Origin of the sequence: Rathayibacter sp. AY1C9 (assembly GCF_002932315.1) — a bacterium.
Lineage (GTDB): Bacteria > Actinomycetota > Actinomycetes > Actinomycetales > Microbacteriaceae > Rathayibacter.
This window is the reverse complement of sequence record NZ_PSVZ01000011.1, coordinates 1-25,980: the sequence shown is the minus strand read 5'-3', so window position 1 is coordinate 25,980 and position 25,980 is coordinate 1. Positions and strand designations below refer to the sequence as shown.

The window sequence follows — 25,980 nt, the reverse complement described above, 5'->3', positions numbered from 1 at the left end:
GACGCGTGACCGACTCGTCCGCTTCCCCCGCCACCTCGACCGATTCCGAGCTCGAGTGGCTGACCGTCCCCGACCTCGTGGAGCTGACCGGGCTCGGCGCCGGCCGGGTCCGCCGCCTCCTCGAGGAGCGCCACCTGCTCGGCACCCGCCGCGACGGCGTGCTGAAGGTCCCCGCCCTCTTCCTCCGCGACGGGGAGCCGATGAGCGAGATCCGCGGCACCGCGATCCTGCTCGCCGACTCCGGCTTCACCGACGACGAGGCGGTCGACTGGATGCTGACGGTCGAGGAGAGCCTGGGCACGAGCCCGATCGTCGCCCTCCGCGCCGGCCGCAAGGCCGAGGTCCGGCGGGTCGCCCAGGCCCTGGCCTGATCCCGCCGGTCCGCTCCTAGGAGGTGCGGACCGTGACCTGGGCGGCCAGCTCGCGCAGCTCCGCCACGCCCTCCGTGCGGAGCGGCGCGTCGGGGAGGACCGCGATCGCCGCGGCCACCTCCTGGTCGATGCGATCCTCGAGCCGCTCGAGGGCGCCGCTGCCCGCGATGATCTCCTGCGCCCGCGCGATGGACGCCGCGTCGGCGTCGCTCCGGCCCACGACCGCGTCGAGCTCGGCCCGCTCGCCCGGCGAGCACGCGCCGCGGGCGAGGCCGAGCAGCACGGTGCGCTTGCCCTCCCGCAGATCGTCGCCGGCCGGCTTTCCCGTCACCGCCGGGTCGCCGAAGACTCCGAGGACGTCGTCGCGCAGCTGGAAGGCGATCCCGACCGGGAGCCCGAAGCGGCGCAGGGCGTCCAGCTGAGCGTCGTCGCCGCCGGCGAGGGAGCCGCCGATCACCAGCGGCGCCTCGATGCTGTACTTCGCGCTCTTGTAGACCACCACCCGCTCCGCCCGCTGCAGGTGCTCGTGCTCGGGGTGCTGCACCCACGCGCTCTCCTCGAGGATGTCGAGGTACTGGCCCAGCGTGACCTCGGTGCGCATCAGGTTGAACTCGGCGCGCGCGCGCTCGGCCGCGACTCGATCCCCGAGCGACCACTCCGCCGCGGCGAAGATCTCGTCCGACCAGACCAGGAGGAGGTCGCCGAGGAGGATCGCGGAGGAGCGGCCGAACTCGTCGCGGTCGCCGGTCCAGCCGCCGTCGGCGTGGAAGGAGGAGAAGCGCCGGTGGGCCGCGGGAGCGCCGCGGCGGGTGTCGGAGTTGTCGATCACGTCGTCGTGGACGAGGGCGGCGGCGTGGAACAGCTCCAGCCCGGCGCCCACCCTCGCGATCGGATCGGAGCCGCTCGGATGGGCTTCGCTCGAGGTGCTCGACACCGCGTTCCAGCCCGCCTCGCAGAAGCGCGCGCGGAACCGCTTGCCCCCGCTGAGAAAGTCCCGCGAAAGGTCGCCGAGGGCGGAGACGTCCTCTCCTATGGAGCGCAGAATTGGCGTGCGCCCGGTGAGGAATTCATCGATTCGGAGCTGGACGCGATCGACCAGTCGAGAGCTGTGGTTCACCCGACCAGCCTATGCACCGAAGGTGCCTGGTGCCCGCGTCGGGCTCGGTCTACACTGAAGCGCCGCCCGACCGGTCGAGCCCAGACGCCGCCTATTCCGGTGCCGATCCCCGAAAGGGTCGACGCCGCACCCTGAAGGGGTCACGATGCCGCTTTCGGAACACGAGCAACGGCTCCTCGATGAGATGGAGCGGAACCTCTACCAGAACGACGCCGATTTCGTGGCGGCGGTCGGCAAGGGGCGCGGCGGCACCAACTACCGGGCCCTCGTGCTCGGCATCCTGCTCGGCATCCTCGGTCTCGCCGTGCTCGTCGCGGGCGTGGTCGTGCGCCAGCCCCTCGTCGGCATCCTCGGGTTCGCCTTCATGCTCGGCGGCGTGATCGTGGCCATGCGCCCGGCCGCCGGCGGCTCCGCTGAGCCCGACCTGCCCGACGTCGGCCGTCCGTCGAAGCCCCGCTCGGGCAACCGCCAGGGGTCCGGCTTCATGGACCGACTGAACGACAGATGGGACAACCGCGGAGACGGGCGCGGCTAGCCCCCCCTCCGCTCCACCACAGGGTCGATCCTCACGGATCGGCCCTTTTTTCGTGCCCGCGGCCTCCCTCCCGCGACCTTCCCCCTCCACTTCGCCCCGCTGTCGCGATTCCGCGGAAACACGCGGATGACCGGGGCCTCTCCGGCGCGCCCCGCGCCGCGCCGGGGTTGTGAGTGGGGGGAAGTGGAGTACTGTGGAGGACACACCATCCTTGGCCGGAAGAAGTGGGGGGCAGTCCGTGTTCCTCGGCACCTATTCCCCCAAGCTCGACGAGAAGGGCCGCGTGATCCTCCCCGCCAAGTTCCGCGACGAGCTCTCCTCCGGAGTCGTCGTCACGCGCGGCCAGGAGCGGTGCCTGTACGTGTTCAGCCAGGCCGAGTTCGAGGTGATGCACGAGAAGATCCGGCAGGCGCCGGTGACCAGCAAGCAGGCGCGGGACTTCCTCCGGGTGTTCCTCTCGGGCGCGAGCGCCGAGACGCCGGACAAGCAGAACCGCGTGACCCTCCCGGCTCCGCTGCGCGCCTACGCCGGCCTCGACCGCGACCTCACCGTCATCGGCGCGGGCAACCGCGCCGAGATCTGGGCGCAGGGCGCCTGGGAGACCTACCTGCAGGAGCAGGAGTCCGTGTTCTCCGACACCCAGGAGGAGGTGATCCCCGGCCTGTTCTAGGTCCTGTCGCGCGACTCCCAGCCACTCGGCGCCCGGACGCACCTTCCCCGGTGTCCGGACGCGAGGTGGATGGGGATCGGACGACAGGAACGGGAACGGCGGGACCGCCATGGCAGAGAACACTCCGAAGGACGCTCCGCGCCCGACCGAGGAGCGGCACCTCCCGGTGCTGCTCGAGCGCTGCGTCGAGCTCCTCGCTCCGGCGCTGGAGCGCGACGGGGCGGTCGTCGTCGACGCGACGCTCGGCATGGGCGGGCACTCGCTCGCGCTGCTCGAGCGCTTCCCCGGCCTGCACCTCGTGGGCCTGGACCGCGACCCGGAGGCGCTGCAGCTCGCGGGGGAGCGGCTCTCCGCCCACGCCTCCAGGATCGACCTCGTGCACGCCGTCTACGACGAGCTGCCCGACGTGCTCGACGAGCTGGGCATCGACACGATCGACGGAGCGCTCTTCGACCTCGGCGTCTCCTCGCTCCAGCTCGACGAGACCGAGCGCGGGTTCTCCTACTCCAAGGACGCGCCGCTCGACATGCGGATGGACTCGACCGCCCCGCTCACGGCGGCGAGCATCATCGCCGACTACGACGAGACCGCCCTGCGCCGCATCTTCCACGAGTACGGCGAGGAGCGCCTCGCCGCGCGCTACGCCAAGAAGATCGTGGAGGCCCGTCGCGAGGCTCCGCTGGAGCGCTCCGGCCGTCTCGTCGAGATCATCCAGGCGGCGACCCCGGTCGCGATCCAGCGGAACGGCCACCCCGCCAAGCGCGTCTTCCAGGCGCTGCGGATCGAGGTCAACCAGGAGCTGTCCGTCCTCGAGCGGGCGATCCCCGCCGCGCTGGGCCGGATCAACGAGGGCGGGCGGATCGTCGTCGAGGCGTACCAGTCGCTCGAGGACCGGATCGTCAAGCGCGCGCTCCAGGCCGCGTCCTCCTCCACCGCCCCGGCCGGCCTCCCGATGGAGCTGCCGGAGCACCGACCCGAGTTCCGACTCGTCATCCGCGGAGCCGAGCTCGCCTCCGACGACGAGAAGGCCCGCAACCCCCGAGCGACACCCGTGCGTCTGCGCGCGGCCGAGAGGATCAGGAGCACCGCATGAGCGCCACCGCCGTCATCGACCCCGCCGTCATCGACACCGCCCGCCGAGCACGCCCCGAGGAGGAGGCGCCCCGCCCCCGCATCGAGGCCGTCCCGGCCGGTCAGGCGCAGTCGCGCCCGAAGCTCGTCTACGGGATCGTCGCCGTCGCCGGCCTCTTCGCGATCATCGTCGTCCAGCTCCTGGTGAGCGTCGGCCTCTCGCAGGGGGCCTACCAGATCTCGGCGCTGCAGACCGAGCAGAAGTCGCTCACCCGCAGCAACGCGGAGAAGCAGGACGCCGTCGACACGCTGAGCTCGCCGCAGAACCTCGCCACCGCCGCGCAGGGCCTGGGCATGGTCGCCAATACCGCGCCGGTCTACCTCCGCCTCTCGGACGGCGCCGTGCTGGGCGACCCCTCCTCCGCCGCGTCGAGCGAAGTCGCGGGCACCGCCTCCGCGCCGCTCGTGCCCAACGCCCTCGTCCCGGCTCTCCAGCCCGGCGCGAGCGCGTCCTCCCCGGCTGTCGACGGCGCGGCCGTACCGTTGCAGGGCGAGCTGCCCGCGCCCATCACGCACTGACGCACGGCGTCGCGGTCCGCCTCCGTGCGGGCACCCGCCCCGCGGGGCGCACGACGACCATCCGGACCCGACGAACGGCGGCCCGCCCGCCCGGAGCAAGAAGGACACCGCCGCAGTGAGACACCACCGCTCGAGCAGACGCCGCACGGCCGTCACGTTCGTCATCATCGTCGCCGTCGTCGGACTCTTCATCGGCAAGCTGGTGGACATCCAGATCGTGCGGGCGAACGAGCTCACCGATGCGGCCGCCCAGAACCAGTCGAACAGCGTCGTCACCTACGGCCAGCGCGGCCCCATCGTGGACCGCTCCGGGACGGTGCTCGCGGACACCACCACGCGCTACCGGCTGACGACCTCGCCGAAGAACGTGGCCGAGTTCCCGCGCGAGCTGGGCGAGGACCAGAAGGTCATGGTCAGCGTGCAGCAGGCCGCCTCCGAGATCGGCGCGATCACCGGGCAGTCGGTCGAGCAGATCACCGGAGCGGTGGACGCCGTGCTCGCGAAGGACGCCAAGGCCAACTACCTGATCCTCTCGGAGGGGCTCGACCTCGAGGCCTACCAGAAGCTCGTCGCGCTCGACATCCCGTGGACCTACTTCGAGACCCAGCAGGGACGCAGCTACCCCAACGGCGCGGTGGCCGGCAACCTCGTCGGCTACGTCGGGGCGGACGGAGCGGCCCAGGAGGGCATGGAGTACGCGGAGAACACCTGCCTCGCGGGGCAGAACGGGTCCGAGAGCTACGAGCGCAGCGCCGACTACGTCCGGATCCCGGGCAGCACCGTCTCGGAGACCCCGGCCGTCGACGGCGGGACGCTGAAGCTCACCATCGACTCCGACCTCCAGTACTACTCCCAGCAGGTCCTCTCGCAGCGCGTCGCCGAGGTCGGCGGCAGCTACGGGATCGTCGTGGTGCAGGAGGTCAAGACCGGCAAGCTGCTCGCCGTGGCCGAGACGCCGACCGTCGACCCCAACAACGTCGAGGCGAGCGCCTCCGCCGACCGCAGCTCGCGCGCGTTCCGCGCGCCGTTCGAGCCGGGCTCGACCTTCAAGCCGATGACGGCCGCGATGCTGATCGACCAGGGCCAGGCGGGCCCGACGACCCAGGTCGTCGTCCCGGACTCCTTCGAGAAGGACGGCGCCTCCTTCAGCGACGATTTCGCGCACACCCCGACGAACTACACGCTGACCGGCATCCTCAAGGACTCGTCGAACGTCGGCATCTCGATGCTCGGCTCCCGCCTGTCGGCCCAGACCCGCTACGACTACCTGCAGAAGTTCGGTCTCGGCACGCCCACCACGAGCGGCTTCCCCGGCGAGGAGGGCGGCCTGCTCGCCGACTACCAGGACTGGGACAACCAGACGAACTACACGACGATGTTCGGCCAGGGCGTCTCGGCGACCGCGGTGCAGGTCGCGAGCATCTACCAGACGCTCGGCAACGGCGGAGTGCGGCTCCCGTCGCAGCTGATCGACGGCTGCACCACGGCCGACGGCTCCGTCGTGGACGTCCCCGATGCGACGGGCACCCAGGTGGTGTCGAGCTCGGCCGCGAAGCAGGTCGTCGACATGCTGCAGACGCACTACAACGAGGGCTGGCTGGCGAACGACATCCATGTCGACGGCTACAACATCGCCACCAAGACCGGTACCGCGCAGCAGCCCGACGGGAAGGGCGGCTACTCGAAGAGCTACACCGTCTCGCTCGCCGGGCTCGCGCCGGCGGAGGACCCGGAGTACGTCGTGACGGTCACCATCGCCGATCCGGTTAAGATGAACACGTCCCAGGCGACGGCTCCCGTCTTCCAGCAGGTCATGACCCAGGTGCTCAAGACCAACCGGGTGGAGCCGTCCACGGTGCCGCCCGTCCAGTACCCCACGACGTGGTGAGCCCCGCCGGGACCACGATCCACGCACCAGAACGAGAGAAAGAGCGGGCAGTGCACGACCCTCGCCCGCAGTCCTCCCTCCGCCCCGAGCACCCCGTGCCGCGGAGCCTCTCGCAGCTCGTGGCCGAGTTCTCCCTCGGCCCGGTCCGCGGCCTCGAGGGCGTCGAGGTGAGCGGAGTCACGCTGGACTCGAACCAGGTCGAGTCCGGAGACCTCTACGTCGGTGTCGCAGGACGCCGTGCCCATGGCGCGGCCTTCGCGTCCGCCGCCGCGGCGTCCGGAGCCGTCGCCGTGCTGACCGATCCCGCCGGAGCGGAGCTCGCCGCCGACAGCGGCCTGCCCGTGCTGGTGACCCCCGACCCGCGGGCCGCCCTCGGCGACGTCGCCGCGTGGATCCACCGCACCCGCGAGGACGTCCCGACGCTCTTCGGCGTGACGGGGACCAACGGCAAGACGAGCGTCGTCTACATCCTCGACGCGCTGCTGCGCCGGCTCGGAGTCGTCTCCGGCCTCAGCTCCACCGCCGAGCGCCGGATCGGCGACGTCGCCGTGGTCAGCTCGCTGACCACTCCCGAGGCGAGCGAGCTGCACGGCCTGCTCGCGCGGATGCGCGAGTCCGCCGTCCGCGCGGTCTCCATCGAGGTGTCGGCGCAGGCGATCACGCGGCACCGGATCGACGGCCTCGTCTTCGACGTCGTCGGCTTCACGAACCTCAGCCACGACCACCTCGACGACTACTCCGATCTGCGCGAGTACTTCGAGGCCAAGGCGGACCTCTTCGAGCCGGAGCGCGCACGCCGCGGCGTCGTCACGGTCGACAGCGCCTGGGGGCGCGAGCTCGCCGAGCGCAGCCGCATCCCCGTCGCGACGCTCGCCGGCTCGCCGGTCGTCGGAGTCGCCCCGACGACGCCCGCCGACTGGTCGATGACGGTGCTGGACGCGACGCCCGACAGCACCACCTTCCGCCTGGAGGGGCCCGAGAACCGCTCCGTCGTCGTCACCGTCTCGCTGATCGGCTGGTACATGGCGTCCAACGCGGCGCTGGCGATCGTGATGCTGGTGGAGTCGGGCTTCGACCTGGACGCCGTCGCGCACGCGCTCGAGGACAGCCGTCTCGACGTCTACATCCCGGGCCGCGCCGAGCTCGTCTCGGGGGAGCGCGGACCGCGCGTCTACGTCGACTACGGCCACACCCCCGACGCGTTCCAGAACGCGCTCGAGGCGCTGCGGACCATCACGCCCGGCCGCCTGTTCATGGTGTTCGGGGCGGACGGGGACCGCGACACGACCAAGCGGAGCGATATGGGCGCCATCGCCGCCCGCCTCGCCGACGTCGTGGTCGTCACCGACTTCCACCCGCGCTGGGAGGATCCGGCCGCCATCCGCGCCGCGCTCCTCCAGGGCGCCCGGGCCGCCGTGCCCGACCGGGAGATCCACGAGATCGCCGACCCGCGCGCTGCCGTGCGCGCCGCCGTCGCCCTCGCGCGCGAAGGGGACTCGATCCTCTACGCCGGGCCCGGCCACGAGGACCACCAGGAGATCGCAGGAGTGCACATGCCGTATTCGGCCAGAGACGACGTCCGTCACGCGCTGCGCGAGGCGGGCTGGCTGTAGATGATCGCCCTCACCCTCACCGAGATCGCCGAGGCCGTCTCCGGACGCCTCCACCTGGCCGGCTCGTCCGCCACGGCCGCCACCGTGATCGACGGAGCGACCGAGACCGACTCCCGCGAGATCGCGCCCGGCGGCATCTTCGTCGCCAAGCGCGGCGAGCACACCGACGGCCACCTCTTCGCTCCCGCCGCTCTCGAGCGCGGTGCCGCGCTCCTCATCGTGGAGCGCCCGCTCGACCTCGACGTGCCGCAGGTCCTCGTCGACGACTCCGTGGAGGCGCTCGGCGCGCTGGCGACCGAGGTCGTCCGGCGCGTCCGCGCGAAGGGCGGGCTCACCGTCATCGGCGTCACCGGCTCGAACGGCAAGACGACGACCAAGAACCTCCTCCGCACCGTCCTCGAGCGGGTCGGCGAGACGGTCGCTCCGCGCGGATCCTTCAACAACGAGGTCGGCGCGCCGATCACGATGCTCCAGGTGTCCGAGTCGACGCGCTTCCTCGTCGCCGAGATGGGCGCGAGCGCGGTCGGCGAGATCCGCCGCCTCGTCCGGATGGCCAGGCCCGACGTCGGCGTCGTCCTCGCCGTGGGCCTCGCGCACGCCGGCGAGTTCGGCGGGATCGAGCGCACGCTCGAGGCCAAGACAGAGATGGTCGCCGACCTCACCGCCGACGACGTCGCCGTGCTGAACGCCGACGACGGCCGGGTCGCCTCGATGGCGGGCCGCACCGCCGCCCGGGTCCTCTGGTTCGGCCGCGGCGAGAGCGCGGACGTCCGCGCCGTCGACATCGACGCGACCGCCGACGGCACCCGCTTCGCCATCGAGGTCTCGGCGGGGGAGGGCCGCGAGGCCGCTCGCGCCGAGCTCCTGCTGCGCGTCCTCGGCGAGCACCACGTGATGAACGCCCTCGCGGCGACCGCCGCCGCGCTCTCTGTCGGAGTGGCGCTGCCCGCGATCGTCGAGGCTCTCGCGACCGTCACCCTCGCCGAGCGCGGCCGCATGGAGGTCCTGGGCGGCGAGGACGTCCGCGTCATCAACGACGCGTACAACGCGAGTCCCGACTCCACCGCGGCCGCCCTGCGCACCCTCGCCCAGATCGCGAAGCCCGGGGGGCGCACCGTCGCCGTCCTGGGAGAGATGAGCGAGCTCGGCGAGTGGGCCGACGAGGAGCACGAGCGCGTGGGCCTTCTGGCCGTGCGCCTCAACATCTCCCAGATCGTGGTGGTGGGCCGAGGCGCCCGCCGGATTCACGTCGCGGCCGAGCGCGAGGGGTCGTGGAGCGGCGAGTCCGTCTTCGCGGAGACCTCCGACGAGGCGTTCGACCTCCTCGAGGACTACCTGCGACCCGACGACACCGTGCTGGTCAAGTCGTCCAACTCCGCGGGGCTGCGCTTCCTCGCCGACCGTCTCGGGGAGCGTCACCGATGAGGGCACTCCTCCTGTCCGGCGCGTTCTCCGGAGCCTTCACGCTCCTGATGACGCCCCTGTTCATCCGCCTCTTCCACCGCCTGCAGTGGGGCCAGTTCATCCGCGAGGACGGACCGAAGTCGCACCACGTCAAGCACGGCACGGCGACGATGGGCGGCATCGTCATCATCATCGGCACCGTGGTCGGCTACTTCCTCGGGATGCTGTTCGGCAACCGGGCGATCGCGCCGTCGGCCCTGCTGGTGCTCTTCATGATGGTCGGGCTCGGACTCGTCGGCTTCGTCGACGACTTCCTGAAGACCCGCAACCAGCGCAGCCTCGGCCTCGGCGGCTGGGCGAAGATCGCCGGCCAGGTCATCGTCGCCGCGGCCTTCGCGGTGATCGCGATCATGGTCCGCGACTCCAACGGGCTCACCCCCGCGTCCACCTCGATCTCGTTCATCCGCGACCTGCCGTTCGACTTCGCCTCCCTCGGCTGGATCGGCATCGGCCTGTTCGTGCTGTGGATCTGCATCATCGTCACCAGCACGTCGAACGGCGTGAACGTCGCCGACGGGCTCGACGGACTCGCGACCGGGTCCTCGATCCTCGCGATCGGCTCCTACGTCATCATCGGGTTCTGGCAGTCGAACCAGTGGTGCTTCGACCAGCACCTCAACCCCGAGGTCGTCGACAAGTGCTACCAGGTGAGCGACCCGTTCGACCTGGCCATCATCGCGGCGGCCGTCTCCGGTGCCCTGGTGGGCTTCCTCTGGTGGAACACCTCGCCGGCGCAGATCTTCATGGGCGACACCGGCTCGCTCGGCCTCGGCGGCGCGCTCGCGGCCCTGGCGATCCTCACCCGCACCGAGCTGCTGGTCATCCTCATCGGCGGCCTGTTCGTCATCGTGACCGGCTCGGTCATCCTCCAGCGGATCTACTTCAAGCTGACCCGGGGCAAGCGCATCTTCCTGATGAGCCCGCTCCACCACCACTTCGAGCTCAAGGGCTGGGCCGAGATCACCGTCGTGGTCCGGTTCTGGATCATCGCCGGCATCTTCGTCGCCGCCGGAGTCGGGCTCTTCTACCTGGAATGGCTGTCGCTGGCATGACCGATCCCGCCCGTCCCGACTCCCTCCGCAGCTGGCACTCGGACTGGCGCGGCCTGCGCGTCGCCGTGCTGGGCCTGGGCGTCACCGGGTTCTCGGTGGCCGATACCCTGACCGAGCTCGGCTCCGAGGTGCTGGTCCTCGCCGACCGCGCCGACGAGGAGCGCGAGCGCCTCCTCGAGGTGATCGGCGCCCGCCTGCACCGGGCCGACCGCCTCGACTCCGCTCCGGAGGAGCTGCACGCGTTCGCACCTGAGCTGGTCGTGGTGTCGCCCGGCTTCCGGCCGACGCACCCGATCCTCGTGTGGGCGGCGGAGTCCGGGATCCCCGTATGGGGCGACGTCGAGCTCGCCTGGCGCGTCCGCGACAAGGTCGTGCGCGCCGACGGCACTCCGGCAGACTGGGTGGCCGTCACCGGCACCAACGGGAAGACCACGACCGTCCAGCTCACGGCGACGATGCTCGTGGCCGGCGGCCTCCGCGCCGCCCCCTGCGGCAACATCGGCGTGCCCGTGCTCGACGCGGTCCGCGACCCGCAGGGCTTCGACGTCCTCGTCGTGGAGCTCTCGAGCTACCAGCTGCACTACCTGGGCGCGATCGAGCCAATCGCGAGCGCGTGCCTCAACATCGCCGACGACCACCTCGACTGGCACGGCTCGTTCGACGCCTACCGCGCGGCCAAGGGCAAGGTCTACGCCGGCACCCGCGTCGCCTGCGTGTACAACCGCGCCGACGCGGCGACCGAGCAGATGGTGCTTGACGCCGAGGTGGTGGAGGGCGCCCGGGCGATCGGGTTCGGCCTCGGCGTGCCCGGCCCGAGCGACTTCGGGATCGTCGACGGCATCCTCTGCGACCGCGCCTTCCTCGAGGACCGCCGCACCAGTGCCCTCGAGATCACCACCGTGGACGAGCTCGCCGCACGGAACCTCGCCGCTCCGCACATCGTCCAGAACGTGCTCGCCGCGGCAGCGCTCTCCCGAGCGTGCGGGATCGAGGTCACGGCCGTCCGCACCGCGCTGGCGTCCTTCGAGCTCGACGCCCACCGCATCCAGGTCGTCGCCGAGCACGACGGGGTGACCTGGGTGAACGACTCCAAGGCCACGAACCCGCACGCCGCCGACGCCTCGCTGCGCGCGTACCCGTCGGTCGTCTGGGTCGTCGGCGGCCTGCTCAAGGGCGTCGACGTGGACGCCCTCGTGGCCGCGCACGTCGGCCGCCTGCGGGGCGCCGTGGTGATCGGCGCCGACCGCTCGGCGCTGCTCGCGGCATTCCGACGACACGCGCCCGCCCTCCCCGTGAGCGAGGCGGTGCCGGACGACACTGGTGCGGTGATGCAGGCGGCCGTCGAGGCGGCCGCGACGCTCGCCCGCTCGGGGGACGTCGTCCTGCTCGCACCCGCCGCGGCCTCGATGGACCAGTTCCTCGACTACGCGGCTCGGGGCCGCTCCTTCGCGGCCGCCGTGGCGACACACCTGGGAGGGGGAGCCGATGACCGCTCCGACGACGAGCCGCCCCGCGGGCCGCTCGCGCACTGAGCCGCGCGGGAAGGACCGGAGCGGGGCCCGCTCCGCGCGGATCGTCCTCTCGAAGGTCTTCGCCTCCCACTCGCCGAACTTCTACCTCCTCTTCGGAACCACGCTCTTCCTGGTGCTGTTCGGACTGACGATGGTGCTCTCCTCCTCGTCGGTCACCTCCTACGTGTCGAGCGACGACTCCTTCGGGGGCTTCCTGCGCCAGGGCGGGTTCGCCCTCCTCGGGATCCCGATGATGCTGGTGGTCTCGCGGCTGCCCCTCGGCGTGTGGAAGCGCGTGACGCCGATCCTGCTCATCGCCGGCTGCGTCCTCCAGTGCCTCGTGCTCTTCACGCCGCTCGGCGACTCCGTCGGCGGGAACCGCAACTGGATCCGCCTCGGCGCCTTCAGCATGCAGCCCTCCGAGATCATCAAGCTCGCGCTCGCCCTCTGGCTGGGGCTCCTGCTCGCCCGCCGCTACCGGTCGCCGAAGGACTGGAAGGACGCGCTCATCCCCGTCCTGATCGTCGGCGGCGCAGCGATCGGACTGGTCCTCATCGGAGGCGACCTGGGCACGGTCGTGATCATGGCGGGCATCGTCCTCGCCGCGCTCTTTTACGCGAACGTCCAGATGAAGGTCCTCGTGCCGATCGTGGTGGTCGGCGCGATCGGAGCGGTGCTGTTCGCCGTCTCCAGCGACAACCGCCTCACCCGGATCATGTCCTTCCTCGGCGACTGCTCCAACGTCGAGGAGTACCAGAACTCGTGCTGGCAGCCGGTGCACGGCACCTGGGCGATGGCCTCCGGCGGGATCTTCGGCGTGGGCCTCGGCAACTCCAAGGCCAAGTGGTCCTGGCTGCCCGCCGCAGACAACGACTACATCTTCGCCATCATCGGCGAGGAGCTCGGGCTGATCGGAGCGATCGTCGTCCTGGCGCTGTTCGTGGTCCTCGCGGTCGCCTTCTTCCGCGTCATCCACGCGTCCTCCGATCCGTTCGTGCGGATCAGCACCGGCGCGATCATGGTCTGGCTGATCGGCCAGGCGTTCGTCAACATCGGCGTCGTCCTGGGGGTGCTCCCGGTGCTGGGGGTCCCGCTGCCGCTGATCTCCTCCGGAGGCACCGCCCTGCTCAGCTCGCTCCTCGCCATCGGCGTCGTCCTCTCCTTCGCCCGCACCCAGACCGCGCCCCTGCCCGGCGCTGGCGTGCTGCGCCGCAGGAAGGCGGCGGCGGAGTGACCCGCTACCTGCTCGCCGGCGGCGGCACCGCCGGCCACGTCAATCCGCTGCTCGCGACGGCCGATGAGATCCGCAGGCGGAACCCGGACGACGAGGTGCTCGTGCTCGGCACCGCCGAGGGGCTCGAGGCCCGCCTCGTCCCCCTCCGCGGCTACGAGCTCTCGGTGATCCCGCGGCTGCCGTTCCCGCGCCGTCCGAACGCGGCGGCGCTGCGGTTCCCCGGAGCCTTCCGTGCGACCATCGCCGGCATCGTCCGGACGATCCGCGACCGGCGGATCGACGCGGTGGTCGGCTTCGGCGGGTACGCGGCAGCACCCGCCTACCTGGCGGCGCGCCGCGCCGGCGTCCCCTTCACCGTCCACGAGGCCAACGCGCGCCCCGGGCTCGCCAACCGTCTCGGCGCGCGCGCGACCCGCTCGGTCGGCGTGGCCTTCGAGGGCACGCCCCTGCCGCACGCGCGGGTCGTCGGCATGCCGCTGCGCCGCGAGATCGCCGAGCTCGACCGGGCCGCGCGCCGCGACGAGGCGATGGCGGCGCTGGGCCTCGACCCGTCCCGGCAGACACTCCTGGTGACCGGCGGCTCCCTCGGCGCTCGACGGATCAACGCGACGGTGCACGCCGCCGCCCGGGATCTCGTCGCCACCGGCTTCCAGGTCCTCCACATCACGGGCGACCGTGCCGAGATCACGGACCCGGGGGTGGCCGGCTACCACCTCCTCGCCTACTGCGACCGGATGGACCTCGCGCTGTCCGCCGCGGACGTGGCCGTCTCCCGCGCGGGGGCGGCGACCGTCAGCGAGCTGACAGCCCTCGGCCTGCCCGCGGTCTACGTCCCGTACCCGGTCGGCAACGGCGAGCAGCGCTACAACGCGCGCGGCGTCGTCGACGCCGGGGGAGCGGTCCTCGTCGAGGACGCCGCCTTCCTCCCCGGCTGGGTCCAGCGGGAGCTCGTACCGCTCCTGGGCGACACCGCCCGTCGCGACGAGATGGCGCGCCGGGCTGCCCGCGTGGGAGTCCGCGACGGCTCCGGGCGGCTCGTCGACCTGATCGAGTCGACCCTCTCCGCTCCGCGCTGAGCCCGCTCCGCGCGGCTCGTGAGAGCACTCCCGCCCACCGTCTACACTGATCCGGCGCACCGCGGGAGGCCCCTCCCGCCCGCCGCGACCCACCCGAAAGCGAGAGCCCCGTGATCAAGCCCGACCTCGGCATCACCGTCCCCGACGAGCTCGGCTCGGTCCACTTCATCGGCATCGGCGGCTCCGGGATGAGCGGGATCGCCCGGCTGTTCCACCACGCCGGGCACCGGGTCACCGGGTCCGACGTCCGCGAGTCCCACCCCATCGAGCAGCTGCGGGAGCTCGGCGTCCCGGTCGCCATCGGCCACGACGCGGCGAACCTCGGGGACGCCGAGGCGGTCGTCGTCACCTCCGCCCTGTGGCCCGACAATCCCGAGTACCTACTCGCGAAGGAGCGCGGCCTGCCCGTGCTGCACCGCTCGCAGGCCCTCGCCTGGCTGGTGCGCGGCAGGCGCCTGGTCGCGGTGGCCGGAGCGCACGGCAAGACCACGTCGACCGGCATGATCGTCACCGGCCTGCTCGGCGTCGACGCCGACCCCAGCTTCGTCAACGGCGGCATCATCGAGAGCCTCGGCACCTCCTCCGCCGCCGGCTCCGGCGAGGTCTTCGTCGTCGAGGCCGACGAGTCGGACGGCAGCTTCCTCCTCTACGACACCGCGGTCGCCCTCATCACGAACGTCGACCCGGACCACCTCGACCACTACGGATCGCTGGAGGCGTTCGAGGAGGCCTTCGTCACCTTCGCCTCCTCCGCGAGCGAGCTCGTCGTCATCTCCTCCGACGACCCCGGCGCCGTCCGCGTCACCGAGCGGCTGGTCGGCGGACGGGTGCTGACCTTCGGCGAGGCCGAGGGGGCGGACGTCCGCGTCGTCGACCTCGACCTCGTCGGCCCCGTCGGCTTCTCGGTCGAGTACGAGGGCAGGCGCTACTCGGCCCGCCTCCGCATCCCCGGCCGGCACAACGCGATCAACGCGGCCGGCGCGTTCGCAGTGCTGGTGGGCCTGGGCTTCGATCCGGCCGCCTCGCTCGAGGCCGTGTCGGCGTTCGGAGGCACGGAGCGCCGCTTCGAGCTGCACGGAGCGGTCCGCGGAGTCAGCGTCTACGACGACTACGCCCACCACCCCACCGAGGTGGCCGCCGCCCTCTCCGCCGCGCGCACCGTGGTCGGCGAGGGCCGCATCATCGCCGTGCACCAGCCGCACCTCTACAGCCGCACCCGCCTCTTCGCCCGCGAGTTCGCCGAGACGCTCGAGCGCTACGCCGACGAGACGATCGTCCTCGACGTCTACGGGGCGCGCGAGGATCCGGAGCCCGGAGTGACCGGAGCGCTGGTCAGCGAGAAGTTCGCCGACCCGTCGCACGTCTCGTTCGTCCCGGACTGGGCGGAGGCGGCCCGCCTCACGGCCGGCATCGCGCGCGAGGGCGACTTCGTCATCACCCTCGGCTGCGGCGACGTCTACCGGATCATCCCGCAGGTGCTCGAGTCGCTCGGCGCGAGCGAGGCCGCGCCGGTCGCACGATGACCGCGGTCCTCGCGCCCGAAGCGGGGGAGCGGCCGTGAAGCGGCCCGACGGCGGACGCCCTCCGGCGCCCGGTCGGAGCGTCCCCGCGCGCGGCGGCGAGCCGGAGCCGGACACCGAGCCGATCCGGATCGTCACCGCGATCCGCGTGGACCCGGAGCCGGCCGAGCGCACTCCGTCGCGCGCGGGCGCGGTCCGCCGCACCCTCTCGGGCCTGCGCCTGCCCGGTGCCGAGAACCGGGCCGTCTCCCGGGCCGCCCGCGAGCGGAGGCGCTACGAGCGGGGGGAGGTCCGCCGCTTCACGAAGCGCGCGCGTCGGCGCCGCCTGATCGCCCTGGTCGTGGCCGGATCGCTCGTCGCCCTCGCCCTCATCGTCGGAGTCGCGGCCTTCTCGCCGCTCATGGCCGTGCGCACGATCGAGATCTCGGGCACCCAGCGCGTCGACGCCGCCGCCCTGCAGAGCGAGCTCGACGACCAGCTCGGCGTCCCGCTCACCCTGGTGGACCGGGACGAGGTCGGCCGCGTGCTGGGCGCGTCCCCGCTCATCCAGAGCTACTCGGTGCAGACCCGGCCGCCGAGCACCCTCGTGGTGTCGATCGTCGAGCGCACGCCCCTCGGCGTGATCGCGGCGGGGGGCCGCTTCGAGCTCGTGGACGCGGCCGGAGTCGTCATCGAGACGGCGGACTCGGCGCAGCCCGGCTACCCGGTCCTCACCACCGCGTCCGGCGACGCCTCGGGAGCCGGCTTCCGCGCGACCGCGCGGGTGCTGCGCTCCCTGCCCGCGTCGCTCGCTCCGCAGGTGACGGCCGCCACGGCCACGACCGGCGACGACGTCTCGCTCACCCTGCAGAACGGCACGGAAGTCGTCTGGGGCGGGTCGGACGAGTCGGCGCTCAAGGCCGTCGTGCTCGAGAAGCTGATGGCCGCGACCGACCCCGCCGTCGTCGGCACTTACGACGTGTCCTCGCCCCAGGCCGCCGTCGTGGCGCCCCGGCCCTGACCGGCGACGGATCCGCGCGTTCTTTCGAGCGTTGCGGGCGTGTCTGCTGGGAGCGCGACCGGACTCCGCCTACCGTCGGAGCCGAACCCCAAATGCATACTCAGCATAACTTTAAGCCTCAACTACAGGTTTAAGGTTCAGCCCGGAGGCCGGAGACGTGACTTCAAACCAGAACTACCTCGCCGTGATCAAGGTCGTCGGCATCGGCGGTGGTGGCGTCAACGCCGTCAACCGCATGATCGAGCTCGGCCTGCGCGGTGTCGAATTCATCGCGATCAACACGGACGCCCAGGCGCTCCTGCTCAGCGACGCCGACGTCAAGCTCGACGTGGGCCGCGAGCTGACCCGCGGACTCGGTGCCGGCGCCGACCCCGAGGTCGGCCGCCGCGCCGCCGAGGACCACGCCGAGGAGATCGAGGAGGTCCTCGCGGGGGCCGACATGGTCTTCGTCACCGCGGGCGAGGGCGGCGGCACCGGCACCGGCGGCGCGCCCGTCGTCGCGCGGATCGCCAAGTCGATCGGCGCCCTCACCATCGGCGTCGTGACCAAGCCCTTCGGGTTCGAGGGACGCCGTCGGCAGACGCAGGCCGAGGCCGGCGTCGCGACGCTGAAGAACGAGGTCGACACGCTCATCGTCGTCCCGAACGACCGCCTGCTCGAGATCAGCGACCGCGGCATCTCGATGCTCGAGGCCTTCGCGACCGCCGACCAGGTGCTCCTCGCCGGCGTCCAGGGCATCACCGACCTGATCACCACGCCCGGCCTGATCAACCTCGACTTCGCCGACGTGAAGTCGGTCATGCAGGGCGCGGGCTCGGCGCTGATGGGCATCGGCTCGTCGCGCGGCGCCGATCGCGCGATCAAGGCGGCCGAGCTGGCCGTCGCCTCACCGCTGCTCGAGGCCAGCATCGACGGCGCGCACGGCGTGCTCCTCTCGATCCAGGGCGGCTCGAACCTCGGCATCTTCGAGATCAACGACGCGGCGCGCCTCGTCCAGGAGGCGGTGCACGCCGAGGCGAACATCATCTTCGGTGCCGTGATCGACGACACGCTCGGCGACGAGGTGCGCGTCACCGTCATCGCCGCGGGCTTCGACGGCGGAGAGCCGGGCGGGACCGCTCAGGCCGCGATCGCCCAGCCGCGCCAGCAGCAGAGCTCGGCGGGCGAGTCGGCCGCCGAGCCCGTCCCGGCTCCCGCCGCCGCCCCTGCGGCCGGCTCGATCTGGTCGAGCACCCCCGTCGCCGCCCCGGCCCCTGTCGCCGACCCGTCCTTCGACGACGACGACAGCGACCTGGACATCCCCGACTTCCTCAAGTAGTCGTGCCGGATCCGGAGCTGGCCGCGCGCTGGGCCGAGGTCTCCGAGCGGGTCGCCGACGCGACCCGCTCGGCCGGTCGCGAGGCGTCCTCGGTCACGACCATCGTGGTGACCAAGTTCCACCCCGTGTCGCTGCTCCGCGACCTCCTCGAGCTGGGCGTCGTCGACTTCGGCGAGAACCGGCACCAGGAGGCGCAGGAGAAGTCGGCCGAGCTGGCGGGGACCGCTGCGCGCTGGCACTTCATCGGGCAGCTCCAGAGCAAGAAGGCGCGCCAGGTGCGCCGCTACGCCGACGCGGTCCACTCCGTCGACCGGCTCGCGCTCGTCCCGCTGCTGGAGGCGGGGGAGGAGCCGCTCGACGTGTTCCTGCAGGTCAACCTCACCGAGGATCCCGACCGCGGGGGAGCGTCGCCCGCCGACGTCGAGCCCCTCGCCGAGGCTCTCGCCGGGGCGCCCGGCCTCACGCTGCGCGGCGTGATGGCGGTCGCTCCGCTGGACGAGGAGCCCCGTCCGGCTTTCGCCCGGCTCCGGTCGATCTCCGACCGCGTGCGCGCCGTCGAGCCCTCCGCCACGGCGATCTCGGCGGGCATGTCGAACGACTTCGCCGAGGCGATCGCGGAGGGTGCGACACACCTGCGAATCGGATCGGCAATCACCGGAGAACGCCCCGCCCGCACCTAACCTCGTGGTGACCCACCTGTGGGAGCACACACGACACGGAGGACACCCCATGGCCAACCCGCTGAAGAAGACGATGGTCTACCTCGGACTCGCCGACGAAGAGGTCGAGTACGAGCGCGCAGAGCCCGTCGAGGCGGCCCCGGCGACGGCCCACCGCGCACCGGTCTCCCCGGTGCAGCCCGTCCCTCCCGTCGAGCCGGTGCAGCAGCCCCGCGCGACGGTCACCCCGCTCCGCAAGCCCACCCCCCAGACCCCGAAGGCGACGGCACCCGCCGAGATGAACGAGATCCTCACCGTCCACCCGAAGCAGTACCGCGACGCGCAGGTCATCGCGGAGAACTTCCGCGACGGCATCCCCGTGATCATCAACCTCTCGCAGATGAGCGATGCGGACGCCCGCCGCCTCATCGACTTCGCGAGCGGACTCTCGCAGGGCCTCTACGGCCGCATCGAGCGCGTGACGAGCAAGGTCTTCCTGCTCTCGCCGTCGCACATCACCGTCGCCGGCGACTCCGCCTCCGCCGAGAGCGACGCCGACGCGTCGTTCTTCGCGAAGTCCTGATCCCGGGGAGCCCTGGCCCCCGGTGACCTCCGTCGTCTCGCTCCTCGGGAGCGTCCTGTACTTCGTGCTGCTGCTCTACTTCTTCGCGATGTGGGCGCGGTTCGTGCTCGACCTCGTCCGCGTGATCCGACGCGACTGGCGCCCCCGCGGTGCCGGCCTCGTCGCCGCGGAGGGCGTCTACACCGTCACGGACCCGCCGATCGGCTTCTTCCGACGCCTGATCAAGCCGGTCTCGATCGGTCCGATCGCGCTCGATTTCGGCTGGAGCCTCACCATGCTCTGCGTCATCGTGGGCATGTACATCGCCACGTGGCTCCAGCGCGCCTGACCGTCCCTGTATCGTTGGCACGTCCGGACGTTCCCCGCGGTGTCAGCACTGCGCCGTGCGCCTGAAGTTGCTAGCTTTAGTCGCGCGTTGTTAAACGTGTACCTACTTGAAATCGAAGGTGGAAAGCCATGGCGCTCACTCCCGAAGACGTTGTCAACAAGCGGTTCCAGCCGACCAAGTTCCGTGAGGGATACGACCAGGACGAGGTCGACGACTTCCTCGACGAGGTCGTCGTGGAGCTCCGCCGCCTGAACCAGGAGAACGAGGAGCTTCGTCAGCGCCTCTCCTCCGGCGACAGCCGCCCCTCGGACGCCCGAGTCTCCGACGCCCCGCGCGAGAGCACTCCTGCTCCCGCCCCGGTGGTCGACGAGGCACCCGAGCCGGAGCCGCAGCCCGAGCCCGAGCCCACCCCGGCTCCCGCACCGGTCGTCGCTCCCGTCAGCTCCTCGCAGTCGGCTCCGGTCGACGAGGCCGAGAGCTCCAGCGGACTCCTGCAGCTCGCCCGCCGCCTCCACGAGGAGCACGTGCGCGAGGGTGCCGAGAAGCGCGACGCTCTCGTCGCCGAGGGCCGTGCCACGGCCGCCCGCATCGTCGCCGAGGCCGAGGCCAAGCAGCGCCAGCAGGTCGCGAAGCTCGAGGAGGAGCGCGCGACGGTCGAGCACCGCATCGACGAGCTCCGCACCTTCGAGCGCGAGTACCGCCAGAAGCTGAAGAGCTACATCGAGGGCCAGCTCCGCGACCTCGACACCCAGCCGGCGTCGACGGAGTCCTCGCTGTCGGGCTTTGGGGCGTAGTCCCGCCGCAGCGGACGTCAGGCCGAGGGTGCTCGTCACCCTCGGCCTCGTCGCGCTCGCGGTCTTCGCGATCGATCAGACCGCGAAGTTCCTGGTCACGACGAACCTGACCCTGGGCGAGGACGTCCACGTCCTCGGCGACGTCCTGATCCTGCACTACGTGAAGAACCCGGGTGCCGCCTTCTCCCTCGCGAGCGGGTCGACCTGGATCTTCTCGATCATCGCGGCGTGCGTCGTCGTCGCCGTGATCTGGTTCTCGCGCCGGATCCGCTCCACCGCGTGGGGCGTCTTCTTCGGCCTGCTGCTCGGCGGCACCCTCGGCAACCTCTTCGACCGGCTGTTCCGAGAGCCCTCCTTCGGGCTCGGACACGTCGTCGACTTCCTCTTCACGCCGTGGCTGCTCCCGGCGATCTACAACGTCGCCGACATCGCGATCTGCACGGCGATGGCGCTGTTCGTCCTCCTGAGCGTGCGGGGCGTCGGCCTCGACGGCACCCGCGAGCGCGCGGGCCGCGACGAGCAGGAGCAGGTCGTCTCCGAGGACGGCGCTCCCGCCGCCCCCGGAGCGGGCGCCCCCGCAGCGGCCTCCTCCGTCGAGGAGGCGGCCCGCGACGCCGACCGCCCCGGCGGACGCTGATGGCGCAGTCCCGAGAGCTGCCGGTCCCGGACGGGCTCGACGGCCTCCGCGTGGACGCGGCCGTCGCGAAGCTGCTCGGCTTCTCGCGCACCTTCGCGGCCGAGGTCGCCGAGGCGGGCGGAGTGAGCGCCGACGGACGGGTCCTCGACAAGAGCGACCGCGTGCGCGCCGGCACCTGGCTGAGCGTCGAGTGGAGCCCGCGCGAGGAGCCGCGGATCGTGCCGATGGCGGTCCCCGGCCTCGGCATCGTGCACGACGACGACGACATCGTGGTGATCGACAAGCCCGTCGGAGTGGCCGCGCACCCCGCCGTGGGCTGGGAGGGACCGACGGTGCTCGGCGCCCTCGCCGCCGCGGGCTTCACCGTGTCGACCTCCGGTGCGGCCGAGCGCGCGGGCATCGTGCACCGGCTCGACGCCGGCACGAGCGGCCTCATGGTCGTCGCGAAGTCCGAGCGCGCCTACACGCACCTCAAGCGCGCGTTCCACGACCGCACGGTCGAGAAGGTCTACCACGCGGTCGTGCAGGGCCACCCCGACCCGCTCGCCGGGACGATCGACGCCCCGCTCGGCCGCCACCCGTCCTCGGACTGGAAGTTCGCGGTCCGCGCCGACGGCAAGCCCTCGGTGACCCACTACGAGACGATCGAGGCCTTCCCGTTCGCCTCCCTCCTCGAGATCCACCTCGAGACCGGCCGCACCCACCAGATCCGCGTGCACATGGCCGCCCAGCGCCACCCGTGCGTCGGCGACGCCATGTACGGCGCCGATCCGACCCTCTCGAAGCGGCTCGGCCTCACCCGCCAGTGGCTCGACGCGGTCCGGCTCGGCTTCACCCACCCGGGCTCGGGGGAGTGGGTGCAGTTCGAGGCGTCCTACCCCGACGACCTGGTGCACGCCCTCGAGGTGCTGCGCGGGGAGTGATCCGCGCTCTCCCGGCCGGACCCGCGTCCGGCGCGGTTAGACTTCTTCCCGCCGTGTCCACGGGCCCTCCCGGGTCGCCGGCCATTCCTCCCCTGCCCGCAGTCCGCCGGAGGCGCATCCTTGCCGAGTAACGATTCCTTCGTCCACCTCCACGTGCACAGCGAGTACTCGATGCTCGACGGTGCAGCGCGGGTGAAGCCGCTGATCGACGCGGCGGTCGAGGAGGGCATGCCGGCCATCGCCGTGACCGACCACGGGAACGTGTTCGGCGCCTTCGACTTCTGGCGCACCGCGACGGCGGCGGGGATCAAGCCGATCATCGGCACCGAGGCCTACCTCACCCCGGGGACGCACCGCTCCGACAAGACCCGCATCCGCTGGGGTGACGGCGGAGGGGACGACGTGTCCGGCTCCGGCGCGTACACCCACATGACGCTGCTCAGCTCGACCACGACGGGCATGCACAACCTCTTCCGCCTCTCCTCGCGCGCGTCGATCGAGGGCTACTACTTCAAGCCGCGCATGGACCGCGAGATCCTCTCGCAGTACTCCGAGGGCCTGATCGGCACCACGGGCTGCCCGAGCGGCGAGGTCCAGACGCGCCTGCGCCTCGGCCAGTACAAGGAGGCCCGCCAGGCGGCCGCCGACTACCGCGACATCTTCGGCAAGGAGAACTTCTTCGCCGAGATCATGGATCACGGCCTCGACATCGAGCGGCGGGTGATCGGCGACGTCATCCGGCTCGCGAAGGACCTCGACCTCCCGCTGGTCGCCACCAACGACCTGCACTACACGCACGCGCACGACGCGACCTCGCACGCGGCGCTGCTCTGCGTGCAGTCCGGGACCACCCTCGACGACCCCAAGCGCTTCAAGTTCGACGCGGACGAGTTCTACCTCAAGTCGCCGCGCGAGATGCGCCAGGTCTTCCGCGACCACCCCGAGGCCTGCGACAACACGCTCCTCATCGCGGAGCGCTGCGACGTCCAGTTCGACACCTCGGCGAACTACATGCCGCGCTTCCCGGTGCCGGAGGGCGAGACCGAGGACACCTGGTTCGTGAAGGAGGTCGAGGCCGGACTGCGCGAGCGCTACCCGGACGGCATCTCCCAGGAAGTGCGCGACCGGGCGGACTACGAGACCCGCGTCATCCTGCAGATGGGCTTCCCCGGCTACTTCCTCGTCGTCGCCGACTTCATCAACTGGTCCAAGCGCAACGGGATCCGCGTCGGTCCCGGCCGCGGCTCCGGTGCCGGCTCGATGGCGGCCTACGCGATGAAGATCACCGACCTCGATCCGCTGCGCCACGGCCTGATCTTCGAGCGCTTCCTCAACCCCGACCGCGTGTCCATGCCCGACTTCGACGTCGACTTCGACGACCGTCGCCGCGGCGAGGTCATCCGCTACGTCACCGAGAAGTACGGCGACGAGCGCGTCGCGCAGATCGTCACCTACGGCACCATCAAGGCGAAGCAGGCTCTCAAGGACGCCTCGCGCGTCCTCGGCTTCCCGTTCGGGATGGGCGAGAAGCTGACGAAGGCCATGCCGCCCGCGATCATGGGCAAGGACATCCCGCTCAGCGGCATCAACGACCCCGCCCACGCGCGCTACAAGGAAGCGCTCGACGTGCGCAACGTCATCGCCGAGGACCCGCAGGCCAAGCTGGTCTTCGACACCGCGCTCGGGCTCGAGAACCTCAAGCGCCAGTGGGGCGTGCACGCGGCCGGCGTCATCATGTCCAGCGATCCGCTGCTGGACATCATCCCGATCATGAAGCGGGAGCAGGACGGCCAGATCGTCACGCAGTTCGACTACCCCGCGTGCGAGTCGCTCGGGCTGATCAAGATGGACTTCCTGGGGCTGCGGAACCTCACGATCATCGACGACGCCCTCGACAACATTCGCGCCAACCGCGGACAGGACCTCGTGCTCGAGGACCTCGAGCTCGACGACCAGGCCGCCTACGACCTCCTCGCCCGCGGCGACACGCTCGGCGTGTTCCAGCTCGACGGCGGCCCGATGCGCGGCCTTCTCCGACTGATGAAGCCCGACAACTTCGAGGACATCTCCGCAGTCCTCGCGCTCTACCGGCCGGGCCCGATGGGCGCCGACTCCCACACCAACTACGCGCTGCGGAAGAACGGCGTGCAGGAGATCACCCCGATCCACCCGGAGCTCGAGGAGCCGCTCTCGGAGGTGCTCGGAGGGACCTACGGCCTGATCGTGTACCAGGAGCAGGTCATGTCGATCGCGCAGAAGCTAGCGGGCTTCACGCTCGCGCAGGCCGACCTGCTGCGGCGCGCGATGGGCAAGAAGAAGAAGTCCGAGCTGGACAAGCAGTTCGAGGGCTTCTCGGGCGGCATGATCGCCAACGGCTACTCGATGGAGGCCGTCAAGACCCTCTGGGACATCCTGCTGCCCTTCTCCGACTACGCCTTCAACAAGGCGCACTCGGCGGCGTACGGCGTCGTCTCCTACTGGACGGCGTACCTCAAGGCGCACTACCCCGCGGAGTACATGGCCGCGCTGCTCACCAGCGTCGGCGACTCCAAGGACAAGATGGCCGCCTACCTCAACGAGTGCCGGCGGATGGGGATCAAGGTGCTCCCGCCGGACGTCAACGAGTCGATCGGCTTCTTCACCGCAGTCGGCACCGACATCCGCTTCGGCCTCGGCGCCGTCCGCAACGTCGGCATGAACGTCGTCGAGGGCATCCGGGCCGCCCGCGAGGAGAAGGGGCGCTTCGAGACGTTCCACGACTTCCTCCGCAAGGTGCCGCTGCAGGTGACCAACAAGCGCACCATCGAGTCGCTCATCAAGGCCGGCGCCTTCGACTCGCTCGGCTCGACCCGCCGCGCCCTGGTCGAGGTGCACGAGGACGCCGTCGAGGCGGCGGTGGGGGAGAAGCGCAACGAGGCGAACGGCCAGGTCGGCTTCGACTTCGACAGCCTCTGGGACGAGCCGCAGGCCGCGATCCAGGTGCCCGAGCGGCCCGAATGGGCCAAGCGCGACAAGCTCGCCTTCGAGCGCGACATGCTCGGGCTCTACGTGTCCGACCATCCGCTCGCCGGACTCGAGACCGAGCTCGCCAAGCACTACAGCACCACGATCGCCGACCTGCTGATCTCGGAGACGATCGCCGACGGCGAGACCGTGGTCGTCGCGGGCCTCGTCACGAGCGTCCAGCACCGCATGGCCAAGGCCTCCGGCAACCAGTACGGGATGATCCAGGTCGAGGACTTCGGCGGCGAGATCACCTGCATGTTCATGGGGAAGGCGTACCAGGAGTTCGCCCCGGCGCTCACGAACGACTCCATCGTCGTCGTCAGAGGCCGCGTCAGCATGCGCGACGACGGGATGAATCTGCACGCGTTCAGCCTGTTCGCGCCCGAGATGAGCCAGGACGGCGACTCGGGACCGCTCACCGTCTCGATGCCCGAGTCGCGCGCGACCACCGACACGGTCTCGCAGCTCAGCGACGTGCTCATCCGCCACTCCGGCCAGACCGAGGTGCGCCTGAAGCTCATCAAGGGCGACACGGCCCGCGTGTTCGAGGTGCCGTTCCCCGTGCGCATCACCCCGGACCTCTTCGGCGAGCTGAAGAGCCTGCTGGGGCCGAACTGTCTGTATTGAATTCCGAGCCGGTCCCTGCCCGGCTCGGCGCGGTCGGCTGGGGAGGGTGGCCGGGTCGGTGAGAGCGTCGTGAGTCCGGCTACGACGATCCGCTGACACGCGGATCGCCGGTTCGCGGTGTCTGTGGCGAGCCGGTCCCTGCCCGGCTCGGCGCGGTCGGCTGGGCAGGGTGGCCGGGTTCTCAAGAGCGTCGTGCGTACGGCTACGGCGATCCGCTCGAACGCGGATCGCCGGTTCGCCTCGGAGGGTCGGGCGAGAGGGTGGCGGATCGGAGTGCGAGCCTGCGGCCGCCGGTGTCCTCCTGGTGGTCGAGGAGCGCCTCCGCGCCGCGTTCTCGGACGTCGGCGATCAGCTCGGCGACGACGGGCCCGACGGAGGCGGACGTGCCCGGATTGCGGGGCATG

At 71.4% G+C, this 25,980-nt stretch carries 24 protein-coding genes; 22 read left to right on the top strand and 2 right to left on the bottom strand.

What is annotated here, in order from left to right:
- Positions 1-5: 5 nt before the first annotated feature.
- Positions 6-371 (top strand): Rv2175c family DNA-binding protein, encoded by a 366-nt coding sequence (locus C5D09_RS09315; RefSeq protein WP_104222583.1) that lies wholly within the window; start codon positions 6-8, stop codon positions 369-371.
- A 16-nt stretch (positions 372-387) separates the two neighbouring features.
- On the opposite strand, the gene C5D09_RS09310 is transcribed toward C5D09_RS09315, so the two are convergent.
- Positions 388-1,488: a polyprenyl synthetase family protein gene (locus C5D09_RS09310; protein ID WP_104225375.1), complete on the bottom strand. Its 1,101-nt coding sequence runs from the start codon at positions 1,486-1,488 to the stop codon at positions 388-390.
- A 145-nt stretch (positions 1,489-1,633) separates the two neighbouring features.
- On the opposite strand from C5D09_RS09310, the gene C5D09_RS09305 reads away from it, so the two are divergent.
- The 21 genes from C5D09_RS09305 to dnaE all read left to right on the top strand — a co-directional run bounded on the left by C5D09_RS09305 (position 1,634) and on the right by dnaE (position 25,576).
- On the top strand, positions 1,634-2,023 hold the full coding sequence (locus C5D09_RS09305) for a DUF3040 domain-containing protein (protein WP_104269153.1): 390 nt from the start codon (positions 1,634-1,636) through the stop codon (positions 2,021-2,023).
- Between the two features lie 238 nt (positions 2,024-2,261).
- Positions 2,262-2,693, top strand: coding sequence for a division/cell wall cluster transcriptional repressor MraZ (mraZ, locus tag C5D09_RS09300; RefSeq protein WP_104222586.1), 432 nt, complete (start codon positions 2,262-2,264; stop codon positions 2,691-2,693).
- Between the two features lie 109 nt (positions 2,694-2,802).
- A complete protein-coding gene (rsmH, locus tag C5D09_RS09295; protein ID WP_104250752.1) occupies positions 2,803-3,786 on the top strand; it encodes a 16S rRNA (cytosine(1402)-N(4))-methyltransferase RsmH in 984 nt (327 codons plus the stop codon).
- Positions 3,783-4,343: a hypothetical protein gene (locus C5D09_RS09290; protein WP_104222588.1), complete on the top strand. Its 561-nt coding sequence runs from the start codon at positions 3,783-3,785 to the stop codon at positions 4,341-4,343. Before rsmH ends, C5D09_RS09290 begins: the two co-directional genes overlap by 4 nt.
- A 115-nt stretch (positions 4,344-4,458) precedes the next feature.
- Positions 4,459-6,231, top strand: a complete 1,773-nt coding sequence (locus C5D09_RS09285; protein ID WP_258066963.1) for a penicillin-binding protein 2 — start codon at positions 4,459-4,461, stop codon at positions 6,229-6,231.
- Between the two features lie 50 nt (positions 6,232-6,281).
- The gene (locus C5D09_RS09280; protein ID WP_104233349.1) at positions 6,282-7,844 is read left to right on the top strand and encodes a Mur ligase family protein; all 1,563 of its coding nucleotides are present in this window, start codon (positions 6,282-6,284) and stop codon (positions 7,842-7,844) included.
- Positions 7,845-9,269, top strand: coding sequence for a UDP-N-acetylmuramoyl-tripeptide--D-alanyl-D-alanine ligase (gene murF, locus C5D09_RS09275; protein WP_104269152.1), 1,425 nt, complete (start codon positions 7,845-7,847; stop codon positions 9,267-9,269). It begins immediately after the preceding gene.
- On the top strand, positions 9,266-10,360 hold the full coding sequence (mraY, locus tag C5D09_RS09270) for a phospho-N-acetylmuramoyl-pentapeptide-transferase (protein ID WP_104222591.1): 1,095 nt from the start codon (positions 9,266-9,268) through the stop codon (positions 10,358-10,360). The genes murF and mraY overlap by 4 nt, the downstream gene beginning before the upstream one ends.
- Entirely contained in the window at positions 10,342-11,892 is a 1,551-nt protein-coding gene (gene murD, locus C5D09_RS09265; RefSeq protein ID WP_258066962.1) for a UDP-N-acetylmuramoyl-L-alanine--D-glutamate ligase, read from the top strand. Before mraY ends, murD begins: the two co-directional genes overlap by 19 nt.
- The gene (ftsW, locus tag C5D09_RS09260; RefSeq protein WP_104222593.1) at positions 11,846-13,105 is read left to right on the top strand and encodes a putative lipid II flippase FtsW; all 1,260 of its coding nucleotides are present in this window, start codon (positions 11,846-11,848) and stop codon (positions 13,103-13,105) included. Before murD ends, ftsW begins: the two co-directional genes overlap by 47 nt.
- Complete coding sequence (murG, locus tag C5D09_RS09255) at positions 13,102-14,181, top strand: undecaprenyldiphospho-muramoylpentapeptide beta-N-acetylglucosaminyltransferase (protein WP_104269151.1); 1,080 nt, start codon at positions 13,102-13,104, stop codon at positions 14,179-14,181. Before ftsW ends, murG begins: the two co-directional genes overlap by 4 nt.
- 110 nt (positions 14,182-14,291) lie before the next feature.
- Entirely contained in the window at positions 14,292-15,704 is a 1,413-nt protein-coding gene (gene murC / locus C5D09_RS09250) for a UDP-N-acetylmuramate--L-alanine ligase (protein ID WP_104269150.1), read from the top strand.
- Positions 15,705-15,738: 34 nt separating this feature from the next.
- Complete coding sequence (locus tag C5D09_RS09245) at positions 15,739-16,701, top strand: cell division protein FtsQ/DivIB (protein ID WP_104269149.1); 963 nt, start codon at positions 15,739-15,741, stop codon at positions 16,699-16,701.
- Positions 16,702-16,858: 157 nt separating this feature from the next.
- The gene (ftsZ, locus tag C5D09_RS09240) at positions 16,859-18,019 is read left to right on the top strand and encodes a cell division protein FtsZ (protein ID WP_104269148.1); all 1,161 of its coding nucleotides are present in this window, start codon (positions 16,859-16,861) and stop codon (positions 18,017-18,019) included.
- Positions 18,020-18,021: 2 nt separating this feature from the next.
- Positions 18,022-18,699 carry a YggS family pyridoxal phosphate-dependent enzyme gene (locus C5D09_RS09235; RefSeq protein WP_104222598.1) on the top strand — a complete coding sequence of 226 codons (678 nt, stop codon included), beginning with the start codon at positions 18,022-18,024 and terminating at the stop codon, positions 18,697-18,699.
- Positions 18,700-18,748: 49 nt separating this feature from the next.
- Entirely contained in the window at positions 18,749-19,261 is a 513-nt protein-coding gene (locus C5D09_RS09230) for a cell division protein SepF (RefSeq protein WP_104222599.1), read from the top strand.
- Positions 19,262-19,283: 22 nt separating this feature from the next.
- Positions 19,284-19,589, top strand: coding sequence for a YggT family protein (locus C5D09_RS09225; protein WP_258059242.1), 306 nt, complete (start codon positions 19,284-19,286; stop codon positions 19,587-19,589).
- 128 nt (positions 19,590-19,717) lie between these two features.
- On the top strand, positions 19,718-20,383 hold the full coding sequence (locus C5D09_RS09220; RefSeq protein WP_104222600.1) for a DivIVA domain-containing protein: 666 nt from the start codon (positions 19,718-19,720) through the stop codon (positions 20,381-20,383).
- 28 nt (positions 20,384-20,411) lie between these two features.
- Positions 20,412-21,020, top strand: a complete 609-nt coding sequence (gene lspA / locus C5D09_RS09215; RefSeq protein ID WP_104261661.1) for a signal peptidase II — start codon at positions 20,412-20,414, stop codon at positions 21,018-21,020.
- Positions 21,020-21,943, top strand: a complete 924-nt coding sequence (locus C5D09_RS09210) for an RluA family pseudouridine synthase (RefSeq protein WP_104261660.1) — start codon at positions 21,020-21,022, stop codon at positions 21,941-21,943. Before lspA ends, C5D09_RS09210 begins: the two co-directional genes overlap by 1 nt.
- Positions 21,944-22,114: 171 nt before the next feature.
- The gene (dnaE, locus tag C5D09_RS09205) at positions 22,115-25,576 is read left to right on the top strand and encodes a DNA polymerase III subunit alpha (RefSeq protein WP_244229655.1); all 3,462 of its coding nucleotides are present in this window, start codon (positions 22,115-22,117) and stop codon (positions 25,574-25,576) included.
- 202 nt (positions 25,577-25,778) lie between these two features.
- Here dnaE and C5D09_RS17705 read toward each other — a convergent pair.
- On the bottom strand, positions 25,779-25,980 hold a 202-nt coding region (locus C5D09_RS17705; RefSeq protein ID WP_219813062.1), incomplete at its 5' end, for a hypothetical protein.